This window comes from Niabella aurantiaca DSM 17617 (assembly GCF_000374125.1).
In the GTDB taxonomy this organism is placed as follows: Bacteria; Bacteroidota; Bacteroidia; order Chitinophagales; family Chitinophagaceae; genus Niabella; species Niabella aurantiaca.
The window spans coordinates 18935-44509 of sequence record NZ_KB893630.1 but is presented as its reverse complement, the minus strand read 5'-3'; the positions used below and the strand labels follow the sequence as shown (position 1 = coordinate 44509).

Annotated in this window: 20 protein-coding genes; 9 read left to right on the top strand and 11 right to left on the bottom strand. The window is 49.9% G+C overall.

The genetic code is table 11. The features are described 5' to 3' along the window. Nucleotides 1-31 precede the first annotated feature (31 nt). From B160_RS0110960 to B160_RS0110945, 4 genes are read right to left on the bottom strand one after another with little or no spacing between them, the layout of a single operon-like run. Nucleotides 32-1054: a DUF5007 domain-containing protein gene (locus B160_RS0110960; protein ID WP_018627957.1), complete on the bottom strand. Its 1023-nt coding sequence runs from the start codon at nt 1052-1054 to the stop codon at nt 32-34. 9 nt (nt 1055-1063) lie between these two features. Next, a complete protein-coding gene (locus tag B160_RS0110955; protein WP_018627956.1) occupies nt 1064-1732 on the bottom strand; it encodes a fasciclin domain-containing protein in 669 nt (222 codons plus the stop codon). A 37-nt stretch (nt 1733-1769) separates the two neighbouring features. Beyond that, a complete protein-coding gene (locus tag B160_RS0110950) occupies nt 1770-3299 on the bottom strand; it encodes a RagB/SusD family nutrient uptake outer membrane protein (RefSeq protein WP_169540036.1) in 1530 nt (509 codons plus the stop codon). 47 nt (nt 3300-3346) lie between these two features. Continuing rightward, entirely contained in the window at nt 3347-6313 is a 2967-nt protein-coding gene (locus B160_RS0110945) for a SusC/RagA family TonB-linked outer membrane protein (protein WP_018627954.1), read from the bottom strand. A 456-nt stretch (nt 6314-6769) separates the two neighbouring features. Here B160_RS0110945 and B160_RS0110935 point away from each other — a divergent pair, with 456 nt between their 5' ends. The 4 genes from B160_RS0110935 to B160_RS0110920 all read left to right on the top strand — a co-directional run bounded on the left by B160_RS0110935 (nt 6770) and on the right by B160_RS0110920 (nt 12292). After that, nucleotides 6770-10831 carry a two-component regulator propeller domain-containing protein gene (locus B160_RS0110935; RefSeq protein WP_026309696.1) on the top strand — a complete coding sequence of 1354 codons (4062 nt, stop codon included), beginning with the start codon at nt 6770-6772 and terminating at the stop codon, nt 10829-10831. Between the two features lie 222 nt (nt 10832-11053). Further along, nucleotides 11054-11257 (top strand): AtpZ/AtpI family protein, encoded by a 204-nt coding sequence (locus tag B160_RS28910; protein WP_018627951.1) that lies wholly within the window; start codon nt 11054-11056, stop codon nt 11255-11257. Next, nucleotides 11257-11676 (top strand): hypothetical protein, encoded by a 420-nt coding sequence (locus B160_RS0110925; RefSeq protein WP_018627950.1) that lies wholly within the window; start codon nt 11257-11259, stop codon nt 11674-11676. The genes B160_RS28910 and B160_RS0110925 overlap by 1 nt, the downstream gene beginning before the upstream one ends. Then, nucleotides 11669-12292, top strand: a complete 624-nt coding sequence (locus B160_RS0110920) for a SprT-like domain-containing protein (RefSeq protein WP_018627949.1) — start codon at nt 11669-11671, stop codon at nt 12290-12292. Before B160_RS0110925 ends, B160_RS0110920 begins: the two co-directional genes overlap by 8 nt. Nucleotides 12293-12434: 142 nt before the next feature. Here B160_RS0110920 and B160_RS0110915 read toward each other — a convergent pair whose 3' ends face one another. Together B160_RS0110915 and B160_RS0110900 are read right to left on the bottom strand one after the other, a co-directional pair. Continuing rightward, entirely contained in the window at nt 12435-14705 is a 2271-nt protein-coding gene (locus tag B160_RS0110915; RefSeq protein ID WP_026309695.1) for a monovalent cation:proton antiporter family protein, read from the bottom strand. 415 nt (nt 14706-15120) lie between these two features. Continuing rightward, on the bottom strand, nt 15121-16476 hold the full coding sequence (locus B160_RS0110900) for a 3-keto-disaccharide hydrolase (RefSeq protein ID WP_018627944.1): 1356 nt from the start codon (nt 16474-16476) through the stop codon (nt 15121-15123). Nucleotides 16477-16618: 142 nt separating this feature from the next. Here B160_RS0110900 and B160_RS0110895 point away from each other — a divergent pair, with 142 nt between their 5' ends. The 3 genes from B160_RS0110895 to B160_RS0110885 are packed head-to-tail and all read left to right on the top strand — an operon-like array spanning nt 16619 to nt 18789. Then, the gene (locus B160_RS0110895) at nt 16619-17938 is read left to right on the top strand and encodes a Gfo/Idh/MocA family protein (protein WP_018627943.1); all 1320 of its coding nucleotides are present in this window, start codon (nt 16619-16621) and stop codon (nt 17936-17938) included. A 28-nt stretch (nt 17939-17966) separates the two neighbouring features. Beyond that, nucleotides 17967-18386 carry a hypothetical protein gene (locus B160_RS30590; protein WP_018627942.1) on the top strand — a complete coding sequence of 140 codons (420 nt, stop codon included), beginning with the start codon at nt 17967-17969 and terminating at the stop codon, nt 18384-18386. 1 nt (nt 18387) lies between these two features. After that, nucleotides 18388-18789 (top strand): thiol-disulfide oxidoreductase DCC family protein, encoded by a 402-nt coding sequence (locus B160_RS0110885; protein WP_018627941.1) that lies wholly within the window; start codon nt 18388-18390, stop codon nt 18787-18789. Nucleotides 18790-18996: 207 nt separating this feature from the next. Here B160_RS0110885 and B160_RS0110880 read toward each other — a convergent pair whose 3' ends face one another. The 3 genes from B160_RS0110880 to B160_RS0110870 are packed head-to-tail and all read right to left on the bottom strand — an operon-like array spanning nt 18997 to nt 20247. Next, on the bottom strand, nt 18997-19374 hold the full coding sequence (locus B160_RS0110880; protein WP_018627940.1) for a VOC family protein: 378 nt from the start codon (nt 19372-19374) through the stop codon (nt 18997-18999). A 33-nt stretch (nt 19375-19407) separates the two neighbouring features. After that, a complete protein-coding gene (locus B160_RS0110875; protein ID WP_018627939.1) occupies nt 19408-19830 on the bottom strand; it encodes an acyl-CoA thioesterase in 423 nt (140 codons plus the stop codon). Nucleotides 19831-19836: 6 nt separating this feature from the next. After that, nucleotides 19837-20247: a DoxX family protein gene (locus B160_RS0110870; RefSeq protein WP_026309694.1), complete on the bottom strand. Its 411-nt coding sequence runs from the start codon at nt 20245-20247 to the stop codon at nt 19837-19839. Nucleotides 20248-20340: 93 nt separating this feature from the next. On the opposite strand from B160_RS0110870, the gene B160_RS0110865 reads away from it, so the two are divergent. After that, nucleotides 20341-20985 carry a hypothetical protein gene (locus tag B160_RS0110865; protein WP_018627937.1) on the top strand — a complete coding sequence of 215 codons (645 nt, stop codon included), beginning with the start codon at nt 20341-20343 and terminating at the stop codon, nt 20983-20985. Between the two features lie 5 nt (nt 20986-20990). Here the strand turns inward: B160_RS0110865 and B160_RS0110860 are convergent, their stop codons facing one another. Continuing rightward, nucleotides 20991-21185, bottom strand: coding sequence for a hypothetical protein (locus B160_RS0110860; RefSeq protein ID WP_018627936.1), 195 nt, complete (start codon nt 21183-21185; stop codon nt 20991-20993). An 847-nt stretch (nt 21186-22032) separates the two neighbouring features. Between B160_RS0110860 and B160_RS0110840 the strand changes: the two genes are divergently transcribed. Further along, nucleotides 22033-24711: a 4-alpha-glucanotransferase gene (locus tag B160_RS0110840; protein WP_018627932.1), complete on the top strand. Its 2679-nt coding sequence runs from the start codon at nt 22033-22035 to the stop codon at nt 24709-24711. Here the strand turns inward: B160_RS0110840 and B160_RS0110835 are convergent. Beyond that, on the bottom strand, nt 24708-25493 hold the full coding sequence (locus B160_RS0110835; RefSeq protein WP_018627931.1) for a lysophospholipid acyltransferase family protein: 786 nt from the start codon (nt 25491-25493) through the stop codon (nt 24708-24710). The genes B160_RS0110840 and B160_RS0110835 overlap by 4 nt on opposite strands. Nucleotides 25494-25575: the final 82 nt, after the last annotated feature.

Below are 25575 nucleotides of genomic sequence, written 5' to 3'. Positions count from 1 at the left end.
TGTTAGTATTCATAGCTACTACTTAAAAAAATTAATCGTTGTCGAATCGGGGTGTTTCTTTAGTAAAGGCAATAACGATCTCCCAATCGCCTTTGGCGAATATGGAAAAGTCAAACAACAACCCCGAAACCTGCCGGACGCCGCCAAAACCCAGCCGCTCATAGCCAAAATCCAGATGCGCCAGGGTACCGGTACTATTGGTATAAGCCGTTGGCAGCTCCACCAAAGGAATGGGGTAGGCTACATCGTATTTTACATAGGTGCCGGTCTTTTGCATATTGAAACCATGCACCAGCTTTGCCCAGTCCGTCAGATTAAATTTCGCCGGGTCGATCAGCCGGTTCTGATCATCAAGAAACTTAAAGGTGAGCGAAGACCCCGTAAAGGATGCCTGATGGAAAGAGATCTCCACATCCTGCGCCGTTAAAGCAATACCCGATGAGTCTCCGATGATATTGGAAACGGAAAGCGGATGCACCACATCGTTGGTCACATTCCCGGTGATCAGATCTGCGTTATTGGGCTCATAATCCCGCTCCCGGTAAGGCTGGAGCTTCAGCCCTTCGATGATTTTACGGCCGCCGTTATTGCTTACTTCCACATCAAAGACATACCCCGAATCCGGCATCGGGCGCAATATGGAAGAGCGGGCGCTGGACCACATGATGAATTCGCCGGAATGCTGTCTGATCTCAAACAAGGGATGGTCCTCTGTTTTACGCTTTGCCTCGATCTCTGCAAGCGAGGTTTCCAGGCCGGTATATTTTTTGATCCATACCAATGTTGGAAAGGGCTTGAGCAATTCCGGTGCCGCGGAGCCGTCAAAGGCCCGTAGGTTCAACATACGGAAGTTGAGTGGTTTTGAAGAGCTGATGTCTTTGAAGTTATCCGTAAACAAGGTGGTTCTTCCCAATACAGGATGATAAACCGTTGTGGAAAAAGAAGACCCGAGGTCAAAAGCATCCCGGTCCGTTGGCAGGTACTTTTTCTGACAACCTGATATCCCGGCACTGACCAATACAATGAACACGGCTATATAAAAGTTCATTTTCATACTGTTTCACTATTTATTCATCCTGTTAGTAAACTGGTTAAACCCAAATTCATTGGCAAATGCCAATACGTGCACTGTGCCGTTCTTTGTTTTGATATTGACCACCTGTGTAAGCGCCCGCACCCAGTCCTTGATAAACTGCGAGCGGTTGGTGTAGCTGAAATACACGCTGGTAGGCCCTCCGTCTTTTACGCCCTGTGCGCCGTCGATCACCCGCTGCGCGTGGAGGGAATCCTGGTTCCTTACCGATCTCATGTACAATCCGTCCACAAACAGCATGCTGTCTGTGGTGTAGTTGCCTCTGATCACATAGAAGTCGGCCAGGGTGTCCAGTTCCGCTGAATCAACCGTATTCAGCTCCAGCGGGGGTAACCCCCTGCCCTGCTGCACGATATTCAGATTTTGCAGGGCCTGTTTAAAGTTGTTGTTCACGGGTGCAAACAAGGTAAAGGCGCCATCATCTTTCTGAAGGCTGTCCTTTAACCAGGGTACCCGGTCCAGCACTTTTAGCAGGGAATCATATACCCCTTTTTTGGATTGCAGGTACTGGTAAATGGTACCGTCAAATACATTTTCCTTATTGCTGAAATCATAATAGCCATCTGGCTGCTGCTTACAGGAATACAGGAGGCCTGTACTCAGTAAACAGATAAGGACCGGTAGAATATATTTTTTCATTTTATTTGCTGATTTGGCTTCTTGCTGTGCTCTTGTTTTATTTCCAGTACTCCGTTTGCCGGATCTGGGGATTATTGTCCATAACCTCCTGCGCTACCGGCCAGTAAATACCGCCTTTGCTGCGCAGCGCATTAAACGCGGCATCGTCATTCTTTATTTGTTTGTAGCGCACCTGGTCATACCAGCCCCAGGCTTCTCCCAACAGCTCGCGCTGCCGCTCCCGGAAGATGTCTTCCAGCAGGTTGTCCGTGGTAATGATCTCCGTTTTGATGCCCCTGTTGGCCCGCAGCCCGTTGAGGATATCCAGGGCATCCTGACGCTGGCCCAGTACGGTTAGCGCCTCCGCTTTTAACAGCTTTATCTCTTCCAGGCGGGTAAAGATCACCGGGGAACTGTATTTGGTGAGTACATTGGTGGTCTGTCCGGCCGTGTTCTGCTGAACGCCACCGGAGCCCACTACTTTTATCTTGCTGAAAATGATCAGATCTGAAGACGCATTGGAAAAATAAGAGGAGTAAGCCGTTCCGGTTACAGGATCGATATAAAAGCGCTCGTCACCCGGCTCGGTAAATATCTGAACGATCCGGTTATCGGGTATATAAATCGCCGGGTTGGCCCGCGGAATCAGGGGACTGGCCAGGGTCAGGTTTTCGATATGTCCCGTAGGCGTCGCTTCTCCATCCACCCATGAAAAGCCCAGGGAAAAGACCTGGTAGCTGCTCTGGCCCAGGAAAAATCCATCGGAGCGTGTAAGATCAAAAGTGGTGGATGCCACGATTCCGGACCGCCCGCCGTTGTTCAATACAAAGTCGGCATACACCGAAGCATCCAGGTAACGGTTGTCCCAGGCGGCGATATGTGCCAGGTATGCGTAGGCCGCGTTCCGGGTGACCAGCGCCGATGCCCAGGTAAAAATGTCTGCTCCGTAATAGAACCCGGGAAAATAGCTCGCATTCGGGTCACCGTATACATAAGGCAATACCGGAGCAGCTTCTTTAAGCTGATCCTCTGCAAATTTCAAAACGGCTTTGGCCTCTGAGCGCGGGATCTGCGGAAAGGTTCCGTCATAGGATTTTGTAAGCAAGGGCACATCTCCCCAGATGCGTACCATATAAAAATAGGTGATACCGATAATCGCCTTCATTTGGGCAATGTCCACACTGTTGTTGAGTTTTGTGTATTGGGGATCCTTCTGCATGATCTCACCGGAGCGCTCAATAAACAGGTTGGCACTGTTGATCACTGCATAGAATTTTCTCCAGTTGGATACTTCCGCCAAAAGATCATGCGACTGATTCAGCTTATTGTTGATAATGGCATCCAGATCCGGACGGTTCATTGCCACAAAGGGTCCGCTCCTGAGCTCTCCATACAACCAGTTGGCCTCATTCTCTGCCAGGGCAGTCCTCAGCAGGCCGTAAGTGCCCAGCAGGGCCGACCGTGCATCATTGATCGAGCTCCAGGCATTGCTTTCATTGATCAGATTGGAAGACTTTACATCTAAGATCTTGTTACAGCCGCTGCCCAGTATCCACAGGAGCGGGAGCACGGTTATTAACTGTAACAATCTGTTTTTTATACGCATAGTAAAAGACGTTATACTTTAATAAGAATTTACAGGTCCACTTTTACACCGAGGATAAAGCTTTTGGGTAGGCGCATGCCATAGCCGGTATCATATCCGTTGTATTCGATCAGCTCGGGATCTTTGCCGGAGTAGTTGCTCAGGCTGACCAGGTTGGTTCCGGTAACATACAGGTACACCCTCCGCATTTTACGGGCAATCGTATTATTGGATATTTCATACCCCAGGCTCAGGGAGCGCAGCTTGACGAAAGAGGCATTCTCCATAAAAATATCCTGATCTACCTGGTACGGATGCACCTGGCTCCAGGGATTGTACAGGTCGTAGGCGCCGGCGTTTACCGTTTTTTCCCAGTAAGTGATCTCTTTTACGGCTTCCAGCGTATTGGCATTGTCGCGGTCGATAAACCCATAGTAACCGGAGGCCACCTGGTTCATCGCATACTTTTTCAGTGCAAACACCATCTGAAAACTGAGGTCAAATTTTTTATAGACAAACTGGTTCGTAAATCCGCCACTGATCCGGGGCAGGTAATTGCCGGTCAGCACACGGTCTTTGTCATCAATATTATAATCCCCGTTCACATCCACCCATTTGGGATCCCCCGCTTTTAAGGCGATCCCCTTGTAGGTCATCACCTCGTGGGTAGACGGGTTCACCGGTACCTCGCTGTCTGCATTATAAATTCCCTTGTTCTGCAGCAGCCAGAACTGGTCGATCGCTTTGTCTACTGCCAGCTTGCGGCCGTCGGCAACTACGGAGGCAGATCCATCCGGCAGAGCTTTCAGCTTATTTTTATTGAACCCGATGTTCAGATCGCCGTTCCAGGAAAGCCCCCCATCTTTATCGCCCAGACCGGCGCCAATGGTCAGGTCCAGTCCGGTATTATTGACCACCATGCCGGATTTCCATTCATACCGGTAGCCCGATTCGGCGGTGACCGGCGAGGGAAATACCACGTTCTTGTTGTCCTTGTTGTACCATTCCAACCGCAGGGACAGCTGGTCTTTGAAGAGCGCTATCTCAGTTCCCGCATTGAGCTGGCTGCTGTATGCCCAGGGTATATCGTATCCTACCCAGCCATAGTTATAAGGACGGGAGTAGGTCCCAAACGAATTATAAGATCCGAGAATGGGATAGCTGGCCCATCCCAGCTGCGACTGGTACTGCGGGCCGGCGCCAATATTCTGATCGGCCCTCAGGTTACCGATCCGGCCCCAGGAGGCAAACAGATCCAGCTGCGACAGTAAGCCGGCGCCGATCTTTGGTGCCAGGTGGTAGGTTCCGTCAAAAGCGTAGGAAACAAACCAGCGGTTGCCGGGCTGCATGGCAGAAGAGCCGTCGCTCCGCACCAGCGCACCCAGCTCCAGCCCGTTAGTAAAGCTGTAGCCGGCCTTCCCGTAAAAAGCCATCAGGCGCTGCTGCATCTTGTCGGTAAAGCTATACACGTCAAATCCTTTGGAAACGAGGTAGGTTCCGGGCTCTTTTTTATTTCCCTTCACCACATTCACCTTTATATAATCATTGGGGCCGTTATATCCGATACCATAGTTGTAACGTTGGATATCCCCGGTATAAGAGATGCCGCCTTTGAATTTCAGCACATCTCCGTTTGCCATATCCCGTTTATAGTTGAGGGTATTTTCAAGCAACAGGCGCTGGTTAAAGCCAAAGAAATTGGAGGCATAGTTACTGCCATCAAAAAGCGAACTGTTCCAGAATACATTCCGGCGCCCCTCGTTGTAATCAAAGGCAACGCGGGCATCATAATTCAGGTTGCGCAATAAGCGCACGTTCAGATCCCAGAAGCCCTGTATGGAGGAGGTTGCATTGTCGTCTATCGTATTGTCATAAAAATCCAGGAACGCATTATAGTTCATAAGATTCGGCGCCAGCGGGTTCTTTGAGTTGGGCAGGAAGCGCATTTCTGCAAACCGGTCTATAAAGTTCTTGTTCCGGTCGCGCTGGAGCACGCTTCCGTTGATCATGCTGGAAATGGTCAGCCACCGGGTAGGCATCATGTTGATGTAAAAAGACCCGCTGTAACGGTCAAATTTTGTTTGATCCGCACCAGCTACCGAGCGTGTGTAATCTCCGAAAAAACGGAAATTCGCCCTTTCGGATCCGCCGGTCAGGCTGGCATTTACGGAGTACTGCGGTGTATTCTTATAATAACGGTCCGACCAGTTGGAGGGGCCGTAATAGCTTACATTTGACGAATCGCTGAGGTAGGCCGGCATGGAGACCAGGTCGGCTGCCGTACCGTATTTATAATAAAAAGGCAGGCGGAAATCTTTTTCATACGCTGCATTGATGGTGGTGATCTTGGGCGTTTGCGCATAGCCCATATAGCTGTTGACGCTGATCCGGTTCTCGCCCGCTGCTGCTGCTTTGGTGGTGATGTAAATGGCTCCGTTGGCAGCGTATGGCCCCAGAAAAGCAGCATCCTTATAGTCTTTTACCACCCGGATCTGCTCAATATTATCCGTGCTTAATGTGGCCAAAAGGCTGGTAGCCGGCCCCGCGGGGTTTACCGTATAGGTCTGAATATTGTAAATAAAGGGGTTATCCTGTATCAGGGGAATCCCGTTTACATAAACCGCCGGCTGCACATCATACATATCCTTGATGGAACGCACCGGCTTGGGCAGGCCCCGCAGGTACATAAACTGACGCACCGTACCCGGCTCGCCGGTGTTCTCCTGTACATAAAGCCCCGCAGCGGCGCCCTTTATATACTGGGGAACCGTTATCAGCGGCATCTGCCGCTGCAGCACCAGCGGAACGGAGTCTCCTTTACCAGCCAGCTCTGTACTCACCGGTTTTATATAATCGTCAATTGCCAGACGGATGTCCGGAGCAGCGGTGTCGGTTGCCGGAATGGTGTCCTGAAACAGGCAGGCAGCCACAATATTCAATCGTACGTGCCCTTCCGCGCTGGCGTAATGTACGCATGCTCCCCAAAAGACCAGGGCGGCCAATAACAATTTTCTCATTATTAAATAGATCGTTTTTGCTTTAAATAACAACCAGTATTATGGTATGATCCTTTCAGAACAAACAGATGCAACCGTCATTTTTGGGGCAATCAAAATAGTATTTCTATCTTCCCTTTTTGCAGTTTTTTATGTATGCAACCATTCCCTGTTCTGCTTCGCTAAAGATCCAGCGGTTTTATGACGGATATGGGCGATAATCCTGCTTAAAAAGGGGGAAAAACCTGTTTCCTTTTTCACCATTTCGCAACCATCTTATTATCAATAGTTTAAAAGAAGTGATATTTTAATACAAACGGGTTCTTCATACATTTTGCACCCAAAATACCCTTACATTTGTGGCCCTGCCCTTGTTTTTCTAAAGTTGTCTGACGGATTCAAATGATTGCGGATCAACAAAACGCCTGCTGCCCAAAAGAAAACCGGAGGGATCAGTGGTTACGGGTATATTCATTCATGCATTGCCAATACAAATATTGTAGGTGGGTCATAGCACTGCTATTCTGTTACACAACGGCGCTGGGACAGCCGGTTGCATTTACGAGCCTGAACTCGGAGCAGGGACTTTCGCAAAATACGGTGCTGACGATCGCCCAGGATCAAACGGGATTCATCTGGCTGGGAACACGGTACGGGCTCAACCGGTACGACGGCTACCGCCTCACCACCTATGCATACAGCCCGGCTGACAGCACATCTATTTCCAATAATTATATCAATACGATCTGCTACAACCCCTCTTCGGGCCTTTGGATCGGTACCGAAAAAGGGCTCAATAAGTTCAACCCCAAAAAAAACCGGTTTGAAAGGATCCCCCTGGGAAACGATACCTCCGCCCTGCACCCAATTATTGACTGGATCATTAATGATAAGGACAAAATATGGGTGGCCAGCTTCAGCGGTTTATATGTGCTCACCGATCCCCGCAGCAACCGGTTTACCCGCGCCGACCAGCTGGGCATTTTAACCAGGGACGAGAATAAACGGGCCCGCCGGATCTTTAAGGATTCCAGGGGCGATATCTGGGTAACCCGGGAAGCCGGTCCCAGCCTGGTACGGATCCGCAGAAACGCCGGGCGGTACGAAAAAAAAGTATTTGAGGCCAGCGAATCGGACCCGGGCAGCCTCAGCGACAATTTTGTAACCGCCTTTTATGAGGATGCGAGGGGCGCTCTATGGATCGGCACCCTGAACGGCCTGAACCGCTTTGACCCCGTTACTGAGCGGTTCACCCGCTTTTTTGCGGACCCCGCCAATCCCTATGCCATTGCGCACAACAGCATCCGCGCGCTGGAAAGCGACCCCCGGGGCAATTTATGGATCGGTACCCAGGATGGCATCAGCATTATGCAGCCCTTTACCTACCGCTGCACCTCCTACCGGTATGACGCAGAGGATCCGGGCAGCCTGAGCCAAAACTCCATCCAAAGTCTTTTCCGGGATGCAAAAGGCTCTATGTGGGCCGGTACCTTTTATGGCGGGGTAAATATTTCTTATAACCCGGCCCTGAACGCATCGGCCTGGCAGCAGCTCTACACCTTCCCGCATATCAGCAGCAACATCGTCAGCTCGATTGCCATGGATCAATCCCGCAACCTGTGGGTAGCAACGGAAGGCGGCGGCTTAAATTTTATCAACGGCAAGACCCACGAGATCCGGCGCTATCAAAAGCAGTCCGGAGTTGCCGGAAGCCTGGGCTCCAACCTGATCAAGACCGTGTACATTGACCGCGACCAGCATTTGTGGATCGGCACACACGGGAGCAAACTGAACCGGTTCGACCCGGAGAGCGGCCGCTTCCTGCAATACCTGGATGAGATCAGCGTATTGAATTACCGGCAGGCGGAGATCCCTTCGCTGCTCGAAGACCAGCAGGGACTTTTTTGGGTAGGCACCAGCAGCGGCCTGTACCTGTTCCACCGCAACGGTACCCGGCTGACGCCCTCCCCTTCCCAGCCCGTTCTTGCTTCCCTGCGGGGTAACTATATTACGGCTCTGCTGGAAGACCCGCATCAGAATATCTGGATCGGCACATTAAAAGGCATCTGGCGGTTCAACCGCAAAACACAGTCTGTTGAACAGGTCTTTTTTACAAATCTCCGGGAACAGGCCATGATCAATTGCATCGCCCGGGATGCCAACGGCGCTATATGGCTGGGACTGTACTACGGTGGATTGGCAAAATACGACGAAACCCGGGATCAATTCAGCGTTCATGACATTACCCGGAGCCTGCCCAACAGCAATGTAACCGGTATCCTTTCCGATAAGGAAAACAACCTCTGGCTCAGTACGGGCAATGGACTGGTAAAATACAGCCAGGGCAAAAACGCCATCAGGACCTATACGGTAAGCGACGGACTGCCAGGCAACGAATTTAACCGGAACGCCAGCCTGGGCACACCTTCCGGGGGGCTATTCTTTGGAGGCATGAAGGGACTGATCGCCTTTCACCCGGAGCGTATTCCGGAAAATGCAGTGGCATCCCCCGTGGTTTTTACAGGGCTGAACGTACTGAACAATCCTATAACGGTAGACGATCCGTCGGGGATCCTGCCGAACGACATCAACCATATCCGGCGGCTTACGCTTCCATATGGCGACAACACGTTCTCCGTAGCGTTTGCCCTGCTTAATTTTATAAAGCCCGGCAAGAACGAGTATGCCTATAAATTGCAGGAAGTACATAAGAACTGGATCAATACCGACATACCGGTTGCTACCTTCACCAACCTGGCACCAGGCAACTACACCCTTGCCATAAAAGGTGCCAATAACGACGGTATATGGAGCCAGCCACGGTTTTTAAGCATACAGGTGTTGCCACCGTTCTGGGCCACCTGGTGGGCCTATCTCCTGTATGCAGCCCTGGTGCTTACGGTACTGTTCTTTATCGTTCGCTTTTTTTACCTGCGCGCATTGCTCCGGAAAGACCATGCCCTGCATGAGATGAAATTGAATTTCTTTACCAATATCTCGCACGAGATCCGGACACACCTTACCCTCATACAGGCGCCCATAGAGCAAATGGAGCAGGAAAGCCGCCAATACCCGGGGCTCATACGCCAGCTCCTGCACCTGAAAACAAGCACGCATCGCCTGCTGCAGCTGGTGAATGAGCTGATGGATTTCCGTAAGGCAGAAACCGCGGAGATGGCCCTGCACATCGGCCACCATGATCTGATCGGGTTCTTAACCACCATCTATGAATCTTTTGAAGACCTGTCGCTCAAAAAAAACATCCAGCTGCAATTTGTACACGACCGGCCGGAGATGTTGCTGTACTTTGACAAGGCACAAATGGAAAAGGTGCTGTTCAACCTCCTGAACAATGCTTTTAAATTCACTCCGCAGGCAGGCCGTATCGAGATCTATGCACAGGATACTCCGGAGCAGGTGCTGATACATATCAGCGATAATGGAAAAGGCATCGCTCCGGAATACCTCCATAAAATTTTCACCAACTATTTCCAGGTTGAAGACGATCCCGATCAAAATACGGGGTACGGCATCGGCCTGGCACTTTCAAAATCGATCGTTGCCCTCCACGGAGGCTCTATAACCGTAACCAGCACCCCGTCTGATAAAAACACGGACGGCCATACACGTTTTACCATCAGCATGCAAAAAGGGCATGCCCATTTTAACGAGCTCGGAACGGAAACGCTCCACGGACAATATAAAGCCCCGCCGGGGACCGGCATTCCCGTTGCCCCCGATACCCACTCCCGCCCCGGGCCCGGTGCCGATGCACACCGCCCGGCCATTACCGTGGTGGAAGACAATGAATCGCTGCGCCATCTTATCCAGGAGTCCCTCCATGATCGATACAATATACAGCTTTGCAAAAATGGCGTTGAAGGCTGGGAAGCGGCTGTGCAACAGATCCCCGACCTGGTCATCAGCGACGTGATGATGCCGGAAATGGATGGCATTACCCTTTGCGACCGGTTAAAAAAAGATGAGCGAACCAGCCATATACCGGTGGTGTTGCTCACGGCAAAAAGCGCCCAGGCCGACCAGATCACCGGGCTTAGTAAGGGTGCCGATGTATATCTCACCAAACCCTTCAGCATCCAGGTGCTGCAGCTCACCGTTCACAACCTACTCTCAGCGCGCGAAAAAATGCGACAGAAATTCAGCAATGAATTCGTGATCGCCCCGGTGAACACCGTCATTCAATCGGCCGACAAAGATTTCATCGACCGCCTGGTAGCGATCATTGAAGAGCACCTCGACGATCCGGAATTCGGTGTGGATGCCCTGTCGGTGAAAATCGCTATGAGCCAGTCGGTGCTTTACAAAAAGCTGCGCGCACTGACGGATATGTCCGTGAACGACTTTATCAAATCCATCCGCCTCAAAAAAGCGGCACAGCTGCTGCAGCTAAAAACCTACTCGATCAATGAAATAAGCCTGATGGTAGGCTTTTACGACCGGAAGTATTTCAGCAAGGAGTTTAAAAAACAATTTGGTACCACACCGCGGGAATATGCAAAGGACCCCGGGGCAATTTAAGACCATCCTCTTGCTGATATTCAGGTATCTGCCACAGAGACGCTGAAACACTGCTTTTTTTTAGAATTGTTTGCGGGAACGACAGGAACACGGTACAATATAAAAAGATCGGTCCTCCAATGCTTCAGTGGTCTTCACCAAAACCGCATCATAAGAGCGTCCTGCGCGCTATATTTGCATAGAAAATAATCAACCAGCGTTCAAAAAAAGCAACTATCAGCCATGAACAAGCAAAGTCCCAACTCCTGGTTCAAATACCTCGGGCTAACCGCCCAGCTGCTGGTGATGATCTGCCTGGCTGTTTACGCTGCCCTCTGGCTGGATAAAAAATTGGGCGTCGCTCCATTATTTTTAATCCTGTTACCTTTGCTGGTTTTAGGCACAACATTCTATCAACTTTATAAAGAAACTCTTAAAAAAAAATAATGACCCAGTTTAGCGCAAAGGCTGCAATAAAGACCCCTGTACGGATCATGATCATCGTATTCGCGATCATCAGCTGCTTCTTTTTAGTTGGGAAGAACGCATTGCAGGAATACCAGGTAGATACGGCGGTAGTGCTGGCAGGGAACCTGCTGCTGTTCCTGATCAGCCTTTTGAACATGGTACGCTCTGCAAACGCCATCGACAAACCCAACCCCCACGTTTTTGTACGGGTTTTTTACAGCGGGTTCATCATCCGTCTATTTGCCTGTGCCATAGCTGCTTTTATTTACATTTACACACAGCAGGGGCGCATCAATAAACCCGCACTGTTCATCTGCCTAGGCATTTATATCATCTACTCGCTGATCGAAACGACCACGCTGAAAAAAATATTCAACAACAAAAAGAACCATGCCTAAGAAACAGGTTCCCATGGGACAACTGGCCGCCTACCTGCCGGATGACACCTATGAAGGCGTGCTGGCCTACCTGGATCAATATAAGGTACACCTTACCATTGCCAAAAGCCGCTCGTCTGTTCTGGGAGATTACCGGCACCGGGTGGCCACCGCACATCATCGCATCAGTGTAAACGGTAATTTAAATAAATATGCCTTCCTCATCACCCTGCTGCACGAACTGGCACACCTCGTTACCTTTGAACAATATGGCGGAAACGTATCTTCCCATGGCCGTGAATGGAAAACCAATTACGGACAGCTGCTGGCACAGTTCCTCGAAAAAAAAATATTTCCTGCAGATATCGCGGCCGAGCTAAAGCGCTCCCTGGATAACCCAGGTGCATCTACCTGCTCCGAGGAAGGCCTTCAGCGGATCCTGTACCGCTATGACGACCGGAAGCCCCACTATTACCTGGTGGAAGAATTACCTGCCGGCGCGCTATTCGCACTGCCTGACGGGCGGGTTTTTAAAAAGGGCAAAAAACGCACCAAGCGGTTTGAGTGCATTGAAATGAAAACCGGCAAACTCTATCTTTTCAGCCCGGTGTATGAAGTATATGCGCCGCAGGATTGAGGTTCCAGGTTCCACCCACATTCTCACATTTTCAAATTCAGCTCCCGGGTCTAAAGTCTAACATCTATCGTTCCACCGGCTGGTTCGTTAACATGAAGGCACAATAGCTAAAAAAACTGATAGCTGACGGCTGGCAGCTCCCTTACTCCACGATCAGCTTCTGCAATCTTTTCCGGTCGCCCACGATCCAAACGATATCCCCCCATTCCAGCACCGTTGATGATTCGGGGTTCAGGATGCGGCCTTTTTCTTTTTCGATACCTACCACCAGTCCGTTGGTCCGTTCCCGGAGCTCCGAACCGTGTATGGTTTGCCCCCTCAGTTTCGTATGCTCATCTACCAGTATCTTTTGAAGCACTATATCCTCGATGCTCATCTCTTCATCTTCCACCACCTCCCGGGCATCAAAGACGGGCTTAAAGGCAGCCAGCTGGTCATCTGTTGTCAGGATACCCACCCGGTCAAAGGGAAGCAACCGGTTATTCCTTCCCGGGGTGTGGATGATCTTTTCCCCTCTTTTTATATACACGATATTGATCCCGTATTTTTCGCGCCATTGCAGGTCTTTCAATGCAATGCCGATCGCTGTTGCCTGGGGATTCACTTCCATTTCCACAATGTGGGCGTCCCAGGCTTCCAGGTTGGAGCGCATTTCGTTATTCTTTTCCTGCAGGTTATTCTCTACGGCATTGGCTTCGGCTTCCACGGTCTCCCGCTCGTTCAGGTTGCGCATAAACCGTTTTTCCATACGCTGGTAGAACTTCTGGATGCGGCTGGAGAACAGCACCAGCACCAGTATGGTAAAGGGAATGCCCACCAGCAGCGCGATCCGGGCCGGCACCAGTGTATTCACAAATATCGCCATAAAGAGGATGCCCATGGCCATCCGCAGGAGCTCTACAATAAACAACGGGCCGCGGTTATATTTCTTATCTACCCATAGTTCTTTATATGCCTGGTTCTTGGGCTTACCGGCCATAAAGGCCCAAAAGAAAGGAGCTGCGGCGGCCAGTGAAACCACCAGTATAATGCTGTTGCGCAGGTAGCTGCTCTGTACCCGCTCGTCTACGAAGGGAAGCAGAAAATTCTTACTTACCAGCAACAGCGCCACCAGGATGATGGTATTGGTGAGCAGGATCCGCATATAGGTCTTCAATACGATCTTCCAGTCGCTTTCTGCCTGTATCTGCTGGGTGCTGGATGCGTATTTATTGATCCGGGTCACCCATTTATCCGGCAGCTGTCTTACCAGGAAATTATAGATCGGTTCCGAAAATTTGATCAGGTAGGGAGTGGTAAAGGTTGTAACGGCGGAAGCACCCACCGCAATCGGGAAGAGGAACTCCGAGATCACCCCCAGCGAAAGTCCCAATGTGGCCACGATAAAGGCAAACTCACCGATCTGCGCCATACTCATTCCCACCTGCACCGACTGCTTTAAAGGCTGACCCGAGATCAGCGCCCCAATGGTGGTACTGATCATTTTTCCAAACAGCGTCAGTAACGTGATCCAGCAGATGGGCCCCGCATAGGTCGCCATCGCCTTGGGATCGATCATCATTCCCACCGAAACAAAGAATACGGCACCAAACAGGTCTTTCACCGGTTTTATCAGGTGCTCCACTTTTTCCGCCAGCGTTGTTTCCGCAATAATGGATCCCATTACAAAGGCGCCCAGCTCGGCGGAGAAACCCACCTGCGTAGCCAATACCACCATCCCCAGGCAAAGCCCCAGTGCCAGGATCAGCAGTGTTTCTTCATCCAGCATTTTCCGTGCCACCCGCAAAAATGTGGGCAACAGGAAGATCCCTACAATAAACCACATACCCAGAAAGAACAGCAGTTTCAAAACGGTAAAAAGGATCTGCGCTCCCTCAAAATTTTTAGTAACCGCAACCGTCGACAACAATACCATCAGCAGGATCACCACGATATCTTCCACCACCAGTACCCCAAAAACGATCCGTGCAAACTGCTTTGTTTTTACCCCCAGCTCATCAAAGGCCCTTAAAATGATCGTAGTGGAAGAGCTCGCCAGCATACCACCGAGGAACAGGCTGTCCATAGTGCTCCAGCCCATCAGCTTGCCCGCAAAATACCCACCTACCGTTATAAAAATAATTTCGGTAAACGCCGTGATCGAGGCAGTACCACCTACCCGTACCAGCTTTTTAAAACTAAATTCCAATCCCAGGCTGAACAGCAGGAAGATCACACCGATCTCTGCCAGCGTTTTTACATTCTCCTGGTCCACTACATTGGGGGTAAAGATAAAATGCGGGCTTACTAAAAAACCGGCGATAATGTAACCAAGCACCAGGGGCTGTTTGATCTTCCGGAATAATAAGGTTACAATGGCTCCCGCCATTAATATCAGTGCCAGGTCCTCGATCAATTTTGGTAAATGCCCCATATATTTTAAATGTTACGCTCCTTCTGTTTGCGCAAAATTTAAGCTTTTTTGGCGAAAAAAGGAAAGGAATTTTTAAAAATATCAATATTCAAACGATCCCACGGACCTGAGCCGCTTTTGCACATAAACCGCATCAACAACGGTATATTCAGCAGGCCCTGCCATGGCACTTCAGGATCCGGGCCTCCGAAAGCAGTTGTATCAAAAGCCGTTTTGCAGTATGTTTCCCTCCCCGGATCATCGGATTTGAACGGCTCAAATAAACCGCCTGCGCGCGCACCGGCAGCATTTAAAGCTTCCGCCGCCGCCCCGGAAAGCCATACGGAAGCTGCTCTGCAACTTCGAAAGACCGCTTTAACAAAAAAAAGAGAGCAACCGGATGATTGCGCTCTTTTTCCAAATTGCTCTTTCTCCTTTATTTTTTCAGCTCTTTGATCTTTAAAGAACGGTACGACACTTCATTGCCATGATCCTGCAGCAGCAGGTGGCCTTCGGGAGCCATGCCGAAATTGGGCCAGTTCTTATATTTACTGATGGCCACCAGTTTCAGGAATTCAGGGGAGCCGCGCTCGTATTCAATCACTTTCCAGCCATTCAGCCAATGCTCCACTTTGTTATCGGGATATACGATGACCATTCCCTTGTTCCATTGCCCGATCGGTTTGCGCGCCCTTTTTTCCCGTTTGGAAGTAATGAGGTCATATAAAGAAGACAATGTACGGTTACCATCGCGGCCCAGTTTTGCATCCGGATGTACCGCATCATCCAGGATCTGGTATTCCAGCCCGATGGCAGAACCTTTATTCTTTTCGCTTTCCGTTACAAAATATTTCACACCACTGTTTGCGCCTCTTGTCAGCTTAAAATCAAATTCAAAAATAAACGCGCTGTATTGTTTCCGGGTAACAATATCGCCTCCGTTCGCAGACTCTTTTCCCCCGGAAGACAATACGGTCAGTACCCCATCCTTCACTTCCCAACCCTTGCCGGGGAAGTCTTTTTTATAAGCACCTCTCCAATCGGTTGTGTTCTTGCCGTCAAATAACAACCGGAAGCCATTCTTTTTTTCCGCTTCCGACAGGTTGTTGGGGATCATATTCACCACAAAAATGCCATCGAGCGGTGCCGGTTTAAGTCCTGTTGTGCGGATGCGTATATTCCGCCATCTGATCTGCCGTCCTTCATCTTTTTTATTGCCGATGCCGTGCACCTGCAGTGCTATAAAACCTTTGGGGGTCAGGTCATCAACAAGGTAGGCACAGGGAATATCATTGAGCCAGGTACGCATCGTATTTCCGATGCATTGCAGTTTTATTTTGTTCCACCGGCCCTGCCGGAACGCCTTTTTTGCAGAGGGATTCAGGTCAAGCGGATACAGCCAGTCGCGCCGCGCTTCATCATAAATACCACCGGACCACGCCCTGGGAGAAGGATCGATCTCGAACTGATAGCCATGCACACGTCCATTGTTATATTCCGGTTTGCTTTCGCTGCGGAATTGCACACCGGAGTTCATGGTACTATCCACTTTAAACTCCAGCTCCAGTACAAAATCGCCGTACTCCTGTTCGGTCACCATAAAGGAATTGGGCTGTCCGTATACGGTTGTTCCTACGATCTCTCCGTTCTCCACGGAGTACTTTGCTTTTCCATTGAGCTGTTTCCAGCCGGTAAAGTCCTTACCGTTAAAAAGACTCTTCCACCCGGAGCCCTGGGCGGCCGCAGCAAGCATCAGAACCGAGCAGCCTGCAAGCATCATTAACTTTTTCATTGCTTATTTTTTAAAAAGAATACCGGCTAAATTAGCTGCTTTCCGCTAAACAGCAGAAATTAACTATTCAAACGTTTTCGTAAATTCCATTTTAATAAATGCCCTATATTCGTTCTCATTACCTTCATACAATTATTGCCAGATGAGTACAAACAGAAGAGTTTTTATCAGAAATACAGGGTTGGCTGCAGTAGCCGCAGGATTGGGAACAATGGTTCCGCTGGATCTTTTAGCCGGGATCAAAAAAGCCGTGTCGCCCAATGACAAGATCGGCATCGGTGTTATCGGTGTCAAAGGAATGGGGTGGTCCGACCTTTCTTCCATGTTAAAGGTTCCGGAAACACAGTGCGTTGCCCTCTGTGACATCGACGATCATATTATCCAGCAGCGCCTTGCGGATCTTGCAAAGATCAGTCCGCTGAAACCCACAGTATATAAAGATTACCGGAAGCTCCTGCAAAATAAAGATGTGGATGTAGTGATCATCGGCACTCCGGATCACTGGCATTGCCTGCAGATGATCGATGCCTGCGCTGCCGGCAAAGATGTTTATTGCGAAAAGCCGCTCGCCAATTCCATCTTTGAAGTACAACTGATGGTCAAAGCTGCGGCAAAATACAACCGTATGGTACAGGCCGGGCAATGGCAGCGCAGCCAGCGGCATTTTAAAGATGCCATTGCCTACGCACAATCCGGGAAGCTGGGGCGCATTTCCTCAACCAAGACCTGGATGTACCGGGGCGGATCCACTGCCTTGCCGGTGGTGCCCAACGCACCTGTTCCGGCGGGGGTAGACTACAATATGTGGCTGGGACCGGCAAAGAAACGGCCCTTTAATAAAAACCGTTTTCACTATGAATTTCGCTGGTTCTGGGATTATGCCGGGGGGCTGATGACGGACTGGGGGGTGCACCTGATCGATATGGTCCTGATGGGTATGAAAACAGGTATACCCAAATCGGTAATGGCCACGGGAGGCAAATTCGTGTTTCCTGACGATGCCCGTGAAACACCGGATCTTCAGACCACACTCTACGACTTCGGAACCTTCCAGATGAGCTGGGAGCATAATATGGCCACGGGGGTTGGTTTGTACAACATGCAGCATGGCATTGCCTTTATCGGCGAGAACGGCACCTTGCTTTTAAACCGTGGCGGCTGGGAAGTGCGGCCGGAAAAAAAGAAGATCGAGCCGGTGGCCTGGACCAAATCCGTAGACAGCGGGCTGAACCTGCATACCACTAACTTCATCGATGTAGTAAAATCGCGCCGGAAAGAGGATCTGCACTGCCCTGTAGAAGCAGCGGCGGCCGTGGCCATTGTCAGCCATATGGGCAATATTGCCGTACGTACCGGGCAGCGGATCTACTGGGATCCGGCAAAAAACCAGTTCGACGCAGCAGCGGCTACGAAACTGATAAAACCGGTATATCAGAACGGGTGGAGGCTGCCCCAGATTTAGGTCGTATCTTTGCAAAAAGAGCCATTTTGTGAAACATTTTATCTGGGTACTGATCCTTACCATAGTTGCCGGCTGTGCCAAAAAAACGGCTCCTGCGATCGATCCGAACGGAACCACCATCAGCCTTGCGCTTCATGAAACAAAATCATATGGCGACATCGCTATCACGGCGTCCCGCATACAGGAAAGCAGGTGCCCCATGAATGCCCGCTGCATCCGGGCGGGAGAGGCCATTGCCGATCTGGTCATCAGCGATAAAAAAAACAGCACCACTGTTTCATTGTGCACCGGTGCGGACTGTGCGCGGCAAAAGCTGGGCGCACAGGCTACAGCAGAGCCGGGCAGCCGTCGATACCTGTTGAGCCTTGTAAATATACTGCCCGACCCGACAAAAACATTGGAAAAAGGCACTCAGAAAGTGGTATTCGTCATCCGGAGATCAAACTAAGATGTACACCGGCAAACCCGTCATATTATTTGATGGCGTATGTAATTTATGCAACAGCGCGGTCCGGTTTGTTATCAAGCACGACAAAAAAGGAATGTTCCGGTTCGCCGCCCTGCAATCGCCTGCAGGGGAACGGTTCGCGCAGCAATACGGCATCCCCCCGGCATACAATTCCGTTGTACTGATCAGTAGCGGGCGCGCTTTCCTGAAATCCGCCGCTGCATTGCGGATCGCAAGACGGCTAGGCGGTCTCTGGCCGCTGCTCTACGTGTTCATAGCGGTACCGGCACCCATCCGAGACCGCATTTATGATTTTGTTGCCCGTAACCGCTACCGCTGGTTTGGCCGGGCAGATCATTGCCTACGCCCGACACCCGGGCTGCAGGAAAAATTTATCGGGTAAATTGAGCACCACGTTCTTTTGCTGATACAAAGGGCTTGCGGGATCTCCCGGCGTTCTCCGTGGTTCATTTAAAACGCAGAGAGCGCAAGTAGTTGCATGGTTTGTGCCCGCGCCCTTAGGGTATCCGTTGCTTATTATTCTTTGCGGTTCAACTAAAACCGCAGGGGGAGAAAGGCAATTGTTCAAACCGATCTGTTGGAAAGTGCCCTATTTCATTGAGGTCAGCCACCATACATTTCCAAAAGGGTCGCGCACGCCCCCGCTATAGCCATAGTCCCGCTGCGCCAATTCATCAATCACCTCACATCCGTTATTGACCGCCTTGCGCAGGGTTTCACCGGCATCATCCACATAAACGAACAGATTGGCCGGTGCTGCATCATACCCTTCAGTCACATCGGCAAAAAGAATGTTGCAGCCATTGATCTGCACTTCTGCGTGCATGATCTCTCTGCTGTCTGTGTCGCGGTAACTCTTAAAAATTTCCTTAGCATTGAATACCCGCTGTGTAAAACCAATAAAATCCTCTGCATGCACCAGGATCAGGTAGGGCATCAGCGGCTGGTGGCCTTTTGCTACTTTCATATGAACAGTTTTTTAGAACAACAACCGGACCGGCTACTTTGTTGTTCCGGTAAAATAAGGCAGCAGGGCCGCACGCAGCGGTGCCGGCATGGTGGTCCTCTTCATGGTTTGTGCCTCCATAAAATAAAGCACAACATGCCCCCTTGCCAGCAGCTCTTTTTGCGCATTGTAGGCTTCTTGGTAAAAGATGATCCGGTGGCCTTCCGGAAGTTCCTGCAAATTGGCCGTAACCGTTATCAGATCATCGTAAGTGGCCGGCCGGATGTATTTGCAATGTACTTCAATTACAGGCATGATGATCCCCATAGCCTCCATTGCAGCATAGGTAATGCCAAGACCGCGGATCGATTCGGTGCGCGCCACTTCAAAATAATCGATATAATTGCTATGGTACACCACGCCCATTTTATCGGTATCAGCATACCGCACCCGGAGCTGCGTTTCTGAAATAAACATACGTACTTATTTACCCATTGCTTTATCCAAACTGTACTTCCCGGGGCCTACCAGCAGAAGTACCAGGAATACGGCAAGAAAGACCCCGGCCAGTTCGCCCTTCCCGAAGAAATCACCGCTGTGCGCAATAAACAACGCTATGCACATGGTAATGATCAGCGGAATAACGGCCAACCGGGTAAGCAATCCCAGCACGATCAGGAGCGCACAAAAGAATTCGGCAAACACAGCAAGACCTAAAGAGGCCTTTGCTCCTATATGAAAAGGGTCGGCAAAACCTTTGGCCGCCATTTCGGTAAAACCGGTCAGTTTTTTATACCCATGATTCAGGGCCATTGCGCTGCCTGCGGCCACCCTCAGCAACAGCAACGCCAGCGACACACCCGGTTCTTTGTATTTCGCGCTTAACAATTTCATGTTCAAAAGTATTAGAAAACAAACATAGGAATTATTTTCTTTTTCGCGTATAAAGCCGGGAATTGTATATTCGTTCCTGTAAAACAACCGATCATGTACCCTTTATTGTCCGCCTATTTGTACCAGGAAAAAAAGATCAGCATCCCCGGGGTCGGCCAGTTCGAGCTGCATCCCGTCAATGCGTCTACCAGTTTTGAAGCGGTGGCGGCCCCCGGCTGGGAGATCCGGTTCACGGAAAATCCCGCAGTAACGGCCAGCGAAAATCCTGACGGTCTTTATGACTTCCTTGGGGCACAGGAAACCATCAATAAAGAGGATGCCCGGCAGCAATTTGAGGAGCTGGCAAGGAATATCCTGGTAAAATTGAACGACCGGGAAACCGTGGAATGGGTAGACGTGGGCAACCTGGAAAAACCCGGTTCTCATATTGTATTTACCCCCGCGGCCCACACCCTCTCCCCGTTTACCGGTATTGCTGCACAAAAAGTGATCCGGGAACATGCCCGCCACCAGGTGCTGGTCGGAGAAAAAGAAACCAGCTCCGATGTGGTAAAAGAACAACTACAGGAATTAAAGGCAAAAAAAAATAATGTACAAAAAATGACCTGGATCGTCCTGGCGGCTGTTGCCCTGATCGCTGCAGCCTTCTTTTTCAAAAACGGGTGCAATATCCGGTCGGCGGCAAACCAGCAAAAGGCATCCATCCAAAAGACTCCGGAAACTTACAAACTGAAATAACCTGTCTACGGATTGCGGGCTTTTACGGATGTCAAAAGAACGTAGATACCTACCGGGATGATATTAAAAATGAGGACGAGGATCACACCCAGCACCTTTAAATGAGGCGGCAATACCTTATTCAAAAGAAGCGCCCGGATCCCAAAAGATACCACGAGCACATAAATAATAATCAATATAACGATCCCTGCCAGGCTCATCTGTTTTTTTAAAGTCCTTAAAGGTAATATAACGGATTTTAAAAAAGACAGCCAATGCCAGGCTTCGCTCCGTAAATACCTGTTACCCGGAGGGAATACCCGTTTTCCTTTCGGGTTTTATCCTGCTTCCCCAGGCGAATTCGGTTCCCGATATAGAACCGGCCACTTAACGTGTAGCGCGGGCTTATGCTTCCCGGCCATTCTCAGAAAATGAAATAGAGGAGATGCGCAGCGTACTTTTTCCCAGATATTGATGCAGGCAGCCATAAAGGAAGTCATCAATTTCGCAATGGCCACAAAAAAAGGCTGCTCTTTTACAGAACAACCTTCTTTCAATCTGGTTAAAAAGCTTAAATAATATCCATTGCTTTTACAAAAAAAGTAGTAACAAAAGGAAGCGCCAGCGTAAGCCAGGGGTTATGGCTAAAAATTAAAAACAGAAAAAAAGCGGTGGACAGGAAAAACAAGATCCACATTAACCCTTTATTTTTTGATGCTGCTGCCATTCTTAAAATTTTGCACAAAAATAAGGGAACCCGGCTATATTAAAAAACGAATCTCTAACCGGCCCGCTCTTCCGGAAAACACCGCCCAAAACCAAGAGAGAACTTTAAAGCAGGGAAAAATGGCGGCCTGCGGCAATCGTTCTTTGATCCTCCCTCCCCGGTACACCCGCCATTTTGTGTAGTAAAAATGGCTGACCCGGCCCCAAAAAGGCCATTTCTCCATTAAAAAATAAACACATTTTTTTGAATGTGTATCAAATACACATTATCTTTATAAAAAAAGATTAACGATTATTGAATAAAACCCTCTTACTTGCCGGTTCTTAGAAAACTTTTTATAAATGAAAGTGCAGTTTAATATCAGGTTCCACACAAAATATGGGGACAGCTTGTGGTTATGCGGAGTGGATGCCGCCGGAGAAAAAGAGCATACAGCCATTGGCTTCCCGATGAAATACCTCAACTACGACTATTGGACGCTGGAGCTTGAGCTTGATCCGGATACGTATAAACAGCCGCTTTCCTATTTTTATACATTGCAGACCGCCCAGGGGGAAAGCGTGCAGGAATATAAAACAGCACGACAGCTCCTGCTCCCCTCCCCACCCCATCCTCCCCTGGTCATCTACGATACCTGGATCGCAACCGGCGCTATCGAAAACGTATTTTACACGGCGCCGTTCCAGGAAGTGTTGCTGCCGGCAGAAGAAAATACTCACCAGCCCTTCCCTGAAGATGCCAACTATATCTTTATGGTAAAGGCCCCGCTGCTGGAAGCACATGAAGTGGTTTGCCTGCTGGGCAATACGGAGGAGCTTTCGAACTGGAATACAGCCGCTCCGGTGCTGCTGCAGCGGTCCGGAAACGACTGGGTGACGCACCTGTCCATTAAACCGCAGTCTTTTCCCCTGGAATATAAATACGGCGTATACGATACAAAAAGACAATGCTTTGTTGTTTATGAAGAAAAAGAAAACCGGGTTTTTGGTCCGGCGGTCGGCAGGGAAGGAACCATCCTTCTGCAGGACGGCTTTATCAGACGCCGGAACGATACCTGGCGCGGAACGGGGCTCGCCATCCCGGTATTCAGTCTCAGGAGCGAAAGCGGCCTGGGCATCGGCGAATTCAACGACCTGAAGCAACTGGCCGACTGGGCGCAGCAAACAGGGCTCCGGCTGATCCAGATCCTGCCCATAAACGATACCACGGCCACTTTTACCTGGCGCGACTCTTATCCTTATGCGGCTATTTCTGCTTTTGCGCTGCATCCTGTTTATCTGAATATAGAGACCATTGCCGGAAACGAAGCACCGGAACTGACCCGGGAACTCCGGGCGGAAAGAGAGCAACTGAATGCCCTGCCCCGCATTGATTATGAGGCAGTGCTCAAACTGAAGATCCGGGCGCTCAAAAAGCTGTTTGAGCTACAGGGCAGGGAACAGCTCCATTCAAAAGATTACAAAGCGTTCTTCAGGATCAACCGGCACTGGCTCCAGCCTTACGCGGTTTTTTGCTATCTGCGGGACAAATACAGAACAGTAGACTATTCCAGGTGGACCGAACACAAGGCATATAACAAGGCAGCAGTTGCTGCGCTTTTCAAAGACAATCCTGTGGTTGATTTCTATTGCTTTTTGCAATACCATTTGCATCTTCAGCTATCGGCGGCGGTATCCTATGCGCACAAAAAAGGCATCGCCATCAAAGGCGATATTCCTATTGGCGTTTATCGTTATGGCTGCGATACCTGGGTGGCTCCGGGGCTCTATCATATGGAGCTGCAGGCAGGCGCCCCCCCGGATGATTTTGCAGTATATGGCCAAAACTGGGGATTTCCCACCTATAACTGGCCCCGTATGCAGGAAGATCATTTTAGCTGGTGGAGAAGCCGTTTTGAACAGATGAGCCACTATTTTGATGCCTTCCGGATCGATCATATCCTGGGATTTTTCAGGATCTGGAGCATTCCCCTGGACGGTGTGCAGGGCATTATGGGCTATTTTGATCCAAGCATCCCGCTAACCACAGAAACCTTTTATGAAAGAGGCATTCAATTCAGCGAAGACCGGTTCTGTGATCCGTTTATCAACGAAGTTGTACTGAACCAGGTGTTTGACGACCAGGCAGGTCTTGTTAAAAAACAGTTTCTCCACTCGGAAAACGGGTTCGACTACTGTTTTCTGTCTGAATTCGACAGTCAGCGGAAGCTCGAACAATGGTTTGCGATCAACGACGGTGTTGTGCCCTGCGACCTGAAACCGGGGCTTTTCCAGTTGCTCGCCAATGTGCTGGTGCTCAAACAAAAAACAGACGGGCAAATACGCTACCACCCGCGGTTTGGGTTAGAAAAGACCATCTCCTTCCTCTCGCTGCCACACGAACAGCAGGTAAAATTGAAGGAGCTGTATAATGATTATTTTTTCAGGCAGCAGGATCAGTTCTGGAAAAAAGAATCGCTGAAAAAATTGCCGGAGCTAAAAGCCACTACGCAAATGCTGATCTGCGGTGAGGACCTCGGGCTGGTACCTTCAAGCGTTCCGGAAGTCATGAAGGATCTTGGCATTCTCAGCCTGGAGATCCAGCGAATGCCCAAGTTACCCGGACTCCGCTTTTTCGATCCGGCAAAAGCTCCCTATCTCTCGGTGGTTTCGCCTTCTACTCATGATATGAGCACCATCCGCGGCTGGTGGGAGGAGAACAGGGAGCTTACGCAGCTTTTCTACAACGAGCAGCTGCACCTGCAGGACGAAGCTCCCGCTTATTGCGAGGGCTGGATCAACAGGGAGGTCATCAGACAACACCTTAAGTCGCCTGCCATGTGGTGCATCTGCCAACTGCAGGACCTGCTGGGTATGGATGATCATATCCGGAGAAAAGATCCGTCGGAAGAGCGCATCAATATCCCCGCAGACCCGCATCATTACTGGCGGTACCGGATGCACCTGACCCTTACGGAACTGATCGGGAACCGGCCTTTTTCGGAAGCGCTTAAAGCAATGATCACCGGCAGCGGCCGTTAAGCAGCGGGGAATTCAGGCTCCGGGGTTCCGGTTGCGGCCAGATAATGCTTCATGATGGAGAACACTTCTTCCTTCAGTGCCGCGGTGCCTCTCCCGTTCACATCCACGGGTTTTAGAAAATGGATCTCCAGTGTACGCGGCAGAAAGAAAAAAGACTTGTTCAGCGGCACCGCTTTTCTGGTGCCTACGATCACCGCAGGGATAATGGCATGCCCGGTATCGGCCGCCAGCTTAAAAGCTCCGTTATAAAACGGTTTTAATAATTCACTGGTCCGGTTACGGGTCCCTTCGGGATAGATGCACATATGCATTCCCTGTTTCAGGACTGCCCTCATTTTTTCTATGCTCTTTTTCCGGCTTATTTCGCTTTTACGATCCACCAGCACTGATCCCTTTGTATAATACCAGCCAAAAACGGGGATCTTTGCGAAACTGCTTTTGGCGATCGTTTTATTGGGACCGGGAATAAAGGCGGAAGAAAGAGGTATATCCAGCAATGAATTGTGGTTGCAGGTTACAATATAGCCCATCCCCTTTTTGAAATGCTCTGTGCCCCGTATGCGTATGGGGCAACCGATCAGAAAAAACCATATATGCATCCATACTTTTGATACCCTGATGAAGTATGCTGTGGACGCCGGCTCCGGAAATAAATAGGAAACAAATGCAAAGGGCAACACCAAAATAAAGGTTATGATAAACGTAACCAGTGCCCAGGCTGCACAAATCCTGCCCGCTATCTCTTTTACAATACGCATGATCCGGTAGTTATGAGGGTTCAAAAATAGCGGTTTTTATCGTTGCCGCAGAGCCCGTTTTGCTTTTGTAAAGAGATGATCAACAATAGTACTTAGCAGGGAAGCC

Excerpts from the sequence above, each read along its gene's own strand:
- B160_RS0110915 (WP_026309695.1), bottom strand. The coding sequence starts at position 14,705 with ATGGGGCATTTACCAAAATTGATCGAGGACCTGGCACTGATATTAATG.
- B160_RS0110880 (WP_018627940.1), bottom strand. The coding sequence starts at position 19,374 with ATGAAAGTAGCAAAAGGCCACCAGCCGCTGATGCCCTACCTGATCCTG.
- B160_RS0110955 (WP_018627956.1), bottom strand. The coding sequence starts at position 1,732 with ATGAAAAAATATATTCTACCGGTCCTTATCTGTTTACTGAGTACAGGC.
- B160_RS0110865 (WP_018627937.1), top strand. The coding sequence starts at position 20,341 with ATGTACCCTTTATTGTCCGCCTATTTGTACCAGGAAAAAAAGATCAGC.
- B160_RS0110900 (WP_018627944.1), bottom strand. The coding sequence starts at position 16,476 with ATGAAAAAGTTAATGATGCTTGCAGGCTGCTCGGTTCTGATGCTTGCT.
- B160_RS0110920 (WP_018627949.1), top strand. The coding sequence starts at position 11,669 with ATGCCTAAGAAACAGGTTCCCATGGGACAACTGGCCGCCTACCTGCCG.
- B160_RS0110945 (WP_018627954.1), bottom strand. The coding sequence starts at position 6,313 with ATGAGAAAATTGTTATTGGCCGCCCTGGTCTTTTGGGGAGCATGCGTA.
- B160_RS0110885 (WP_018627941.1), top strand. The coding sequence starts at position 18,388 with ATGTACACCGGCAAACCCGTCATATTATTTGATGGCGTATGTAATTTA.
- B160_RS0110840 (WP_018627932.1), top strand. The coding sequence starts at position 22,033 with ATGAAAGTGCAGTTTAATATCAGGTTCCACACAAAATATGGGGACAGC.
- B160_RS0110895 (WP_018627943.1), top strand. The coding sequence starts at position 16,619 with ATGAGTACAAACAGAAGAGTTTTTATCAGAAATACAGGGTTGGCTGCA.
- B160_RS0110870 (WP_026309694.1), bottom strand. The coding sequence starts at position 20,247 with ATGAAATTGTTAAGCGCGAAATACAAAGAACCGGGTGTGTCGCTGGCG.
- B160_RS0110875 (WP_018627939.1), bottom strand. The coding sequence starts at position 19,830 with ATGTTTATTTCAGAAACGCAGCTCCGGGTGCGGTATGCTGATACCGAT.
- B160_RS0110860 (WP_018627936.1), bottom strand. The coding sequence starts at position 21,185 with ATGAGCCTGGCAGGGATCGTTATATTGATTATTATTTATGTGCTCGTG.
- B160_RS0110925 (WP_018627950.1), top strand. The coding sequence starts at position 11,257 with ATGACCCAGTTTAGCGCAAAGGCTGCAATAAAGACCCCTGTACGGATC.
- B160_RS0110960 (WP_018627957.1), bottom strand. The coding sequence starts at position 1,054 with ATGAAAATGAACTTTTATATAGCCGTGTTCATTGTATTGGTCAGTGCC.
- B160_RS28910 (WP_018627951.1), top strand. The coding sequence starts at position 11,054 with ATGAACAAGCAAAGTCCCAACTCCTGGTTCAAATACCTCGGGCTAACC.
- B160_RS0110935 (WP_026309696.1), top strand. The coding sequence starts at position 6,770 with ATGCATTGCCAATACAAATATTGTAGGTGGGTCATAGCACTGCTATTC.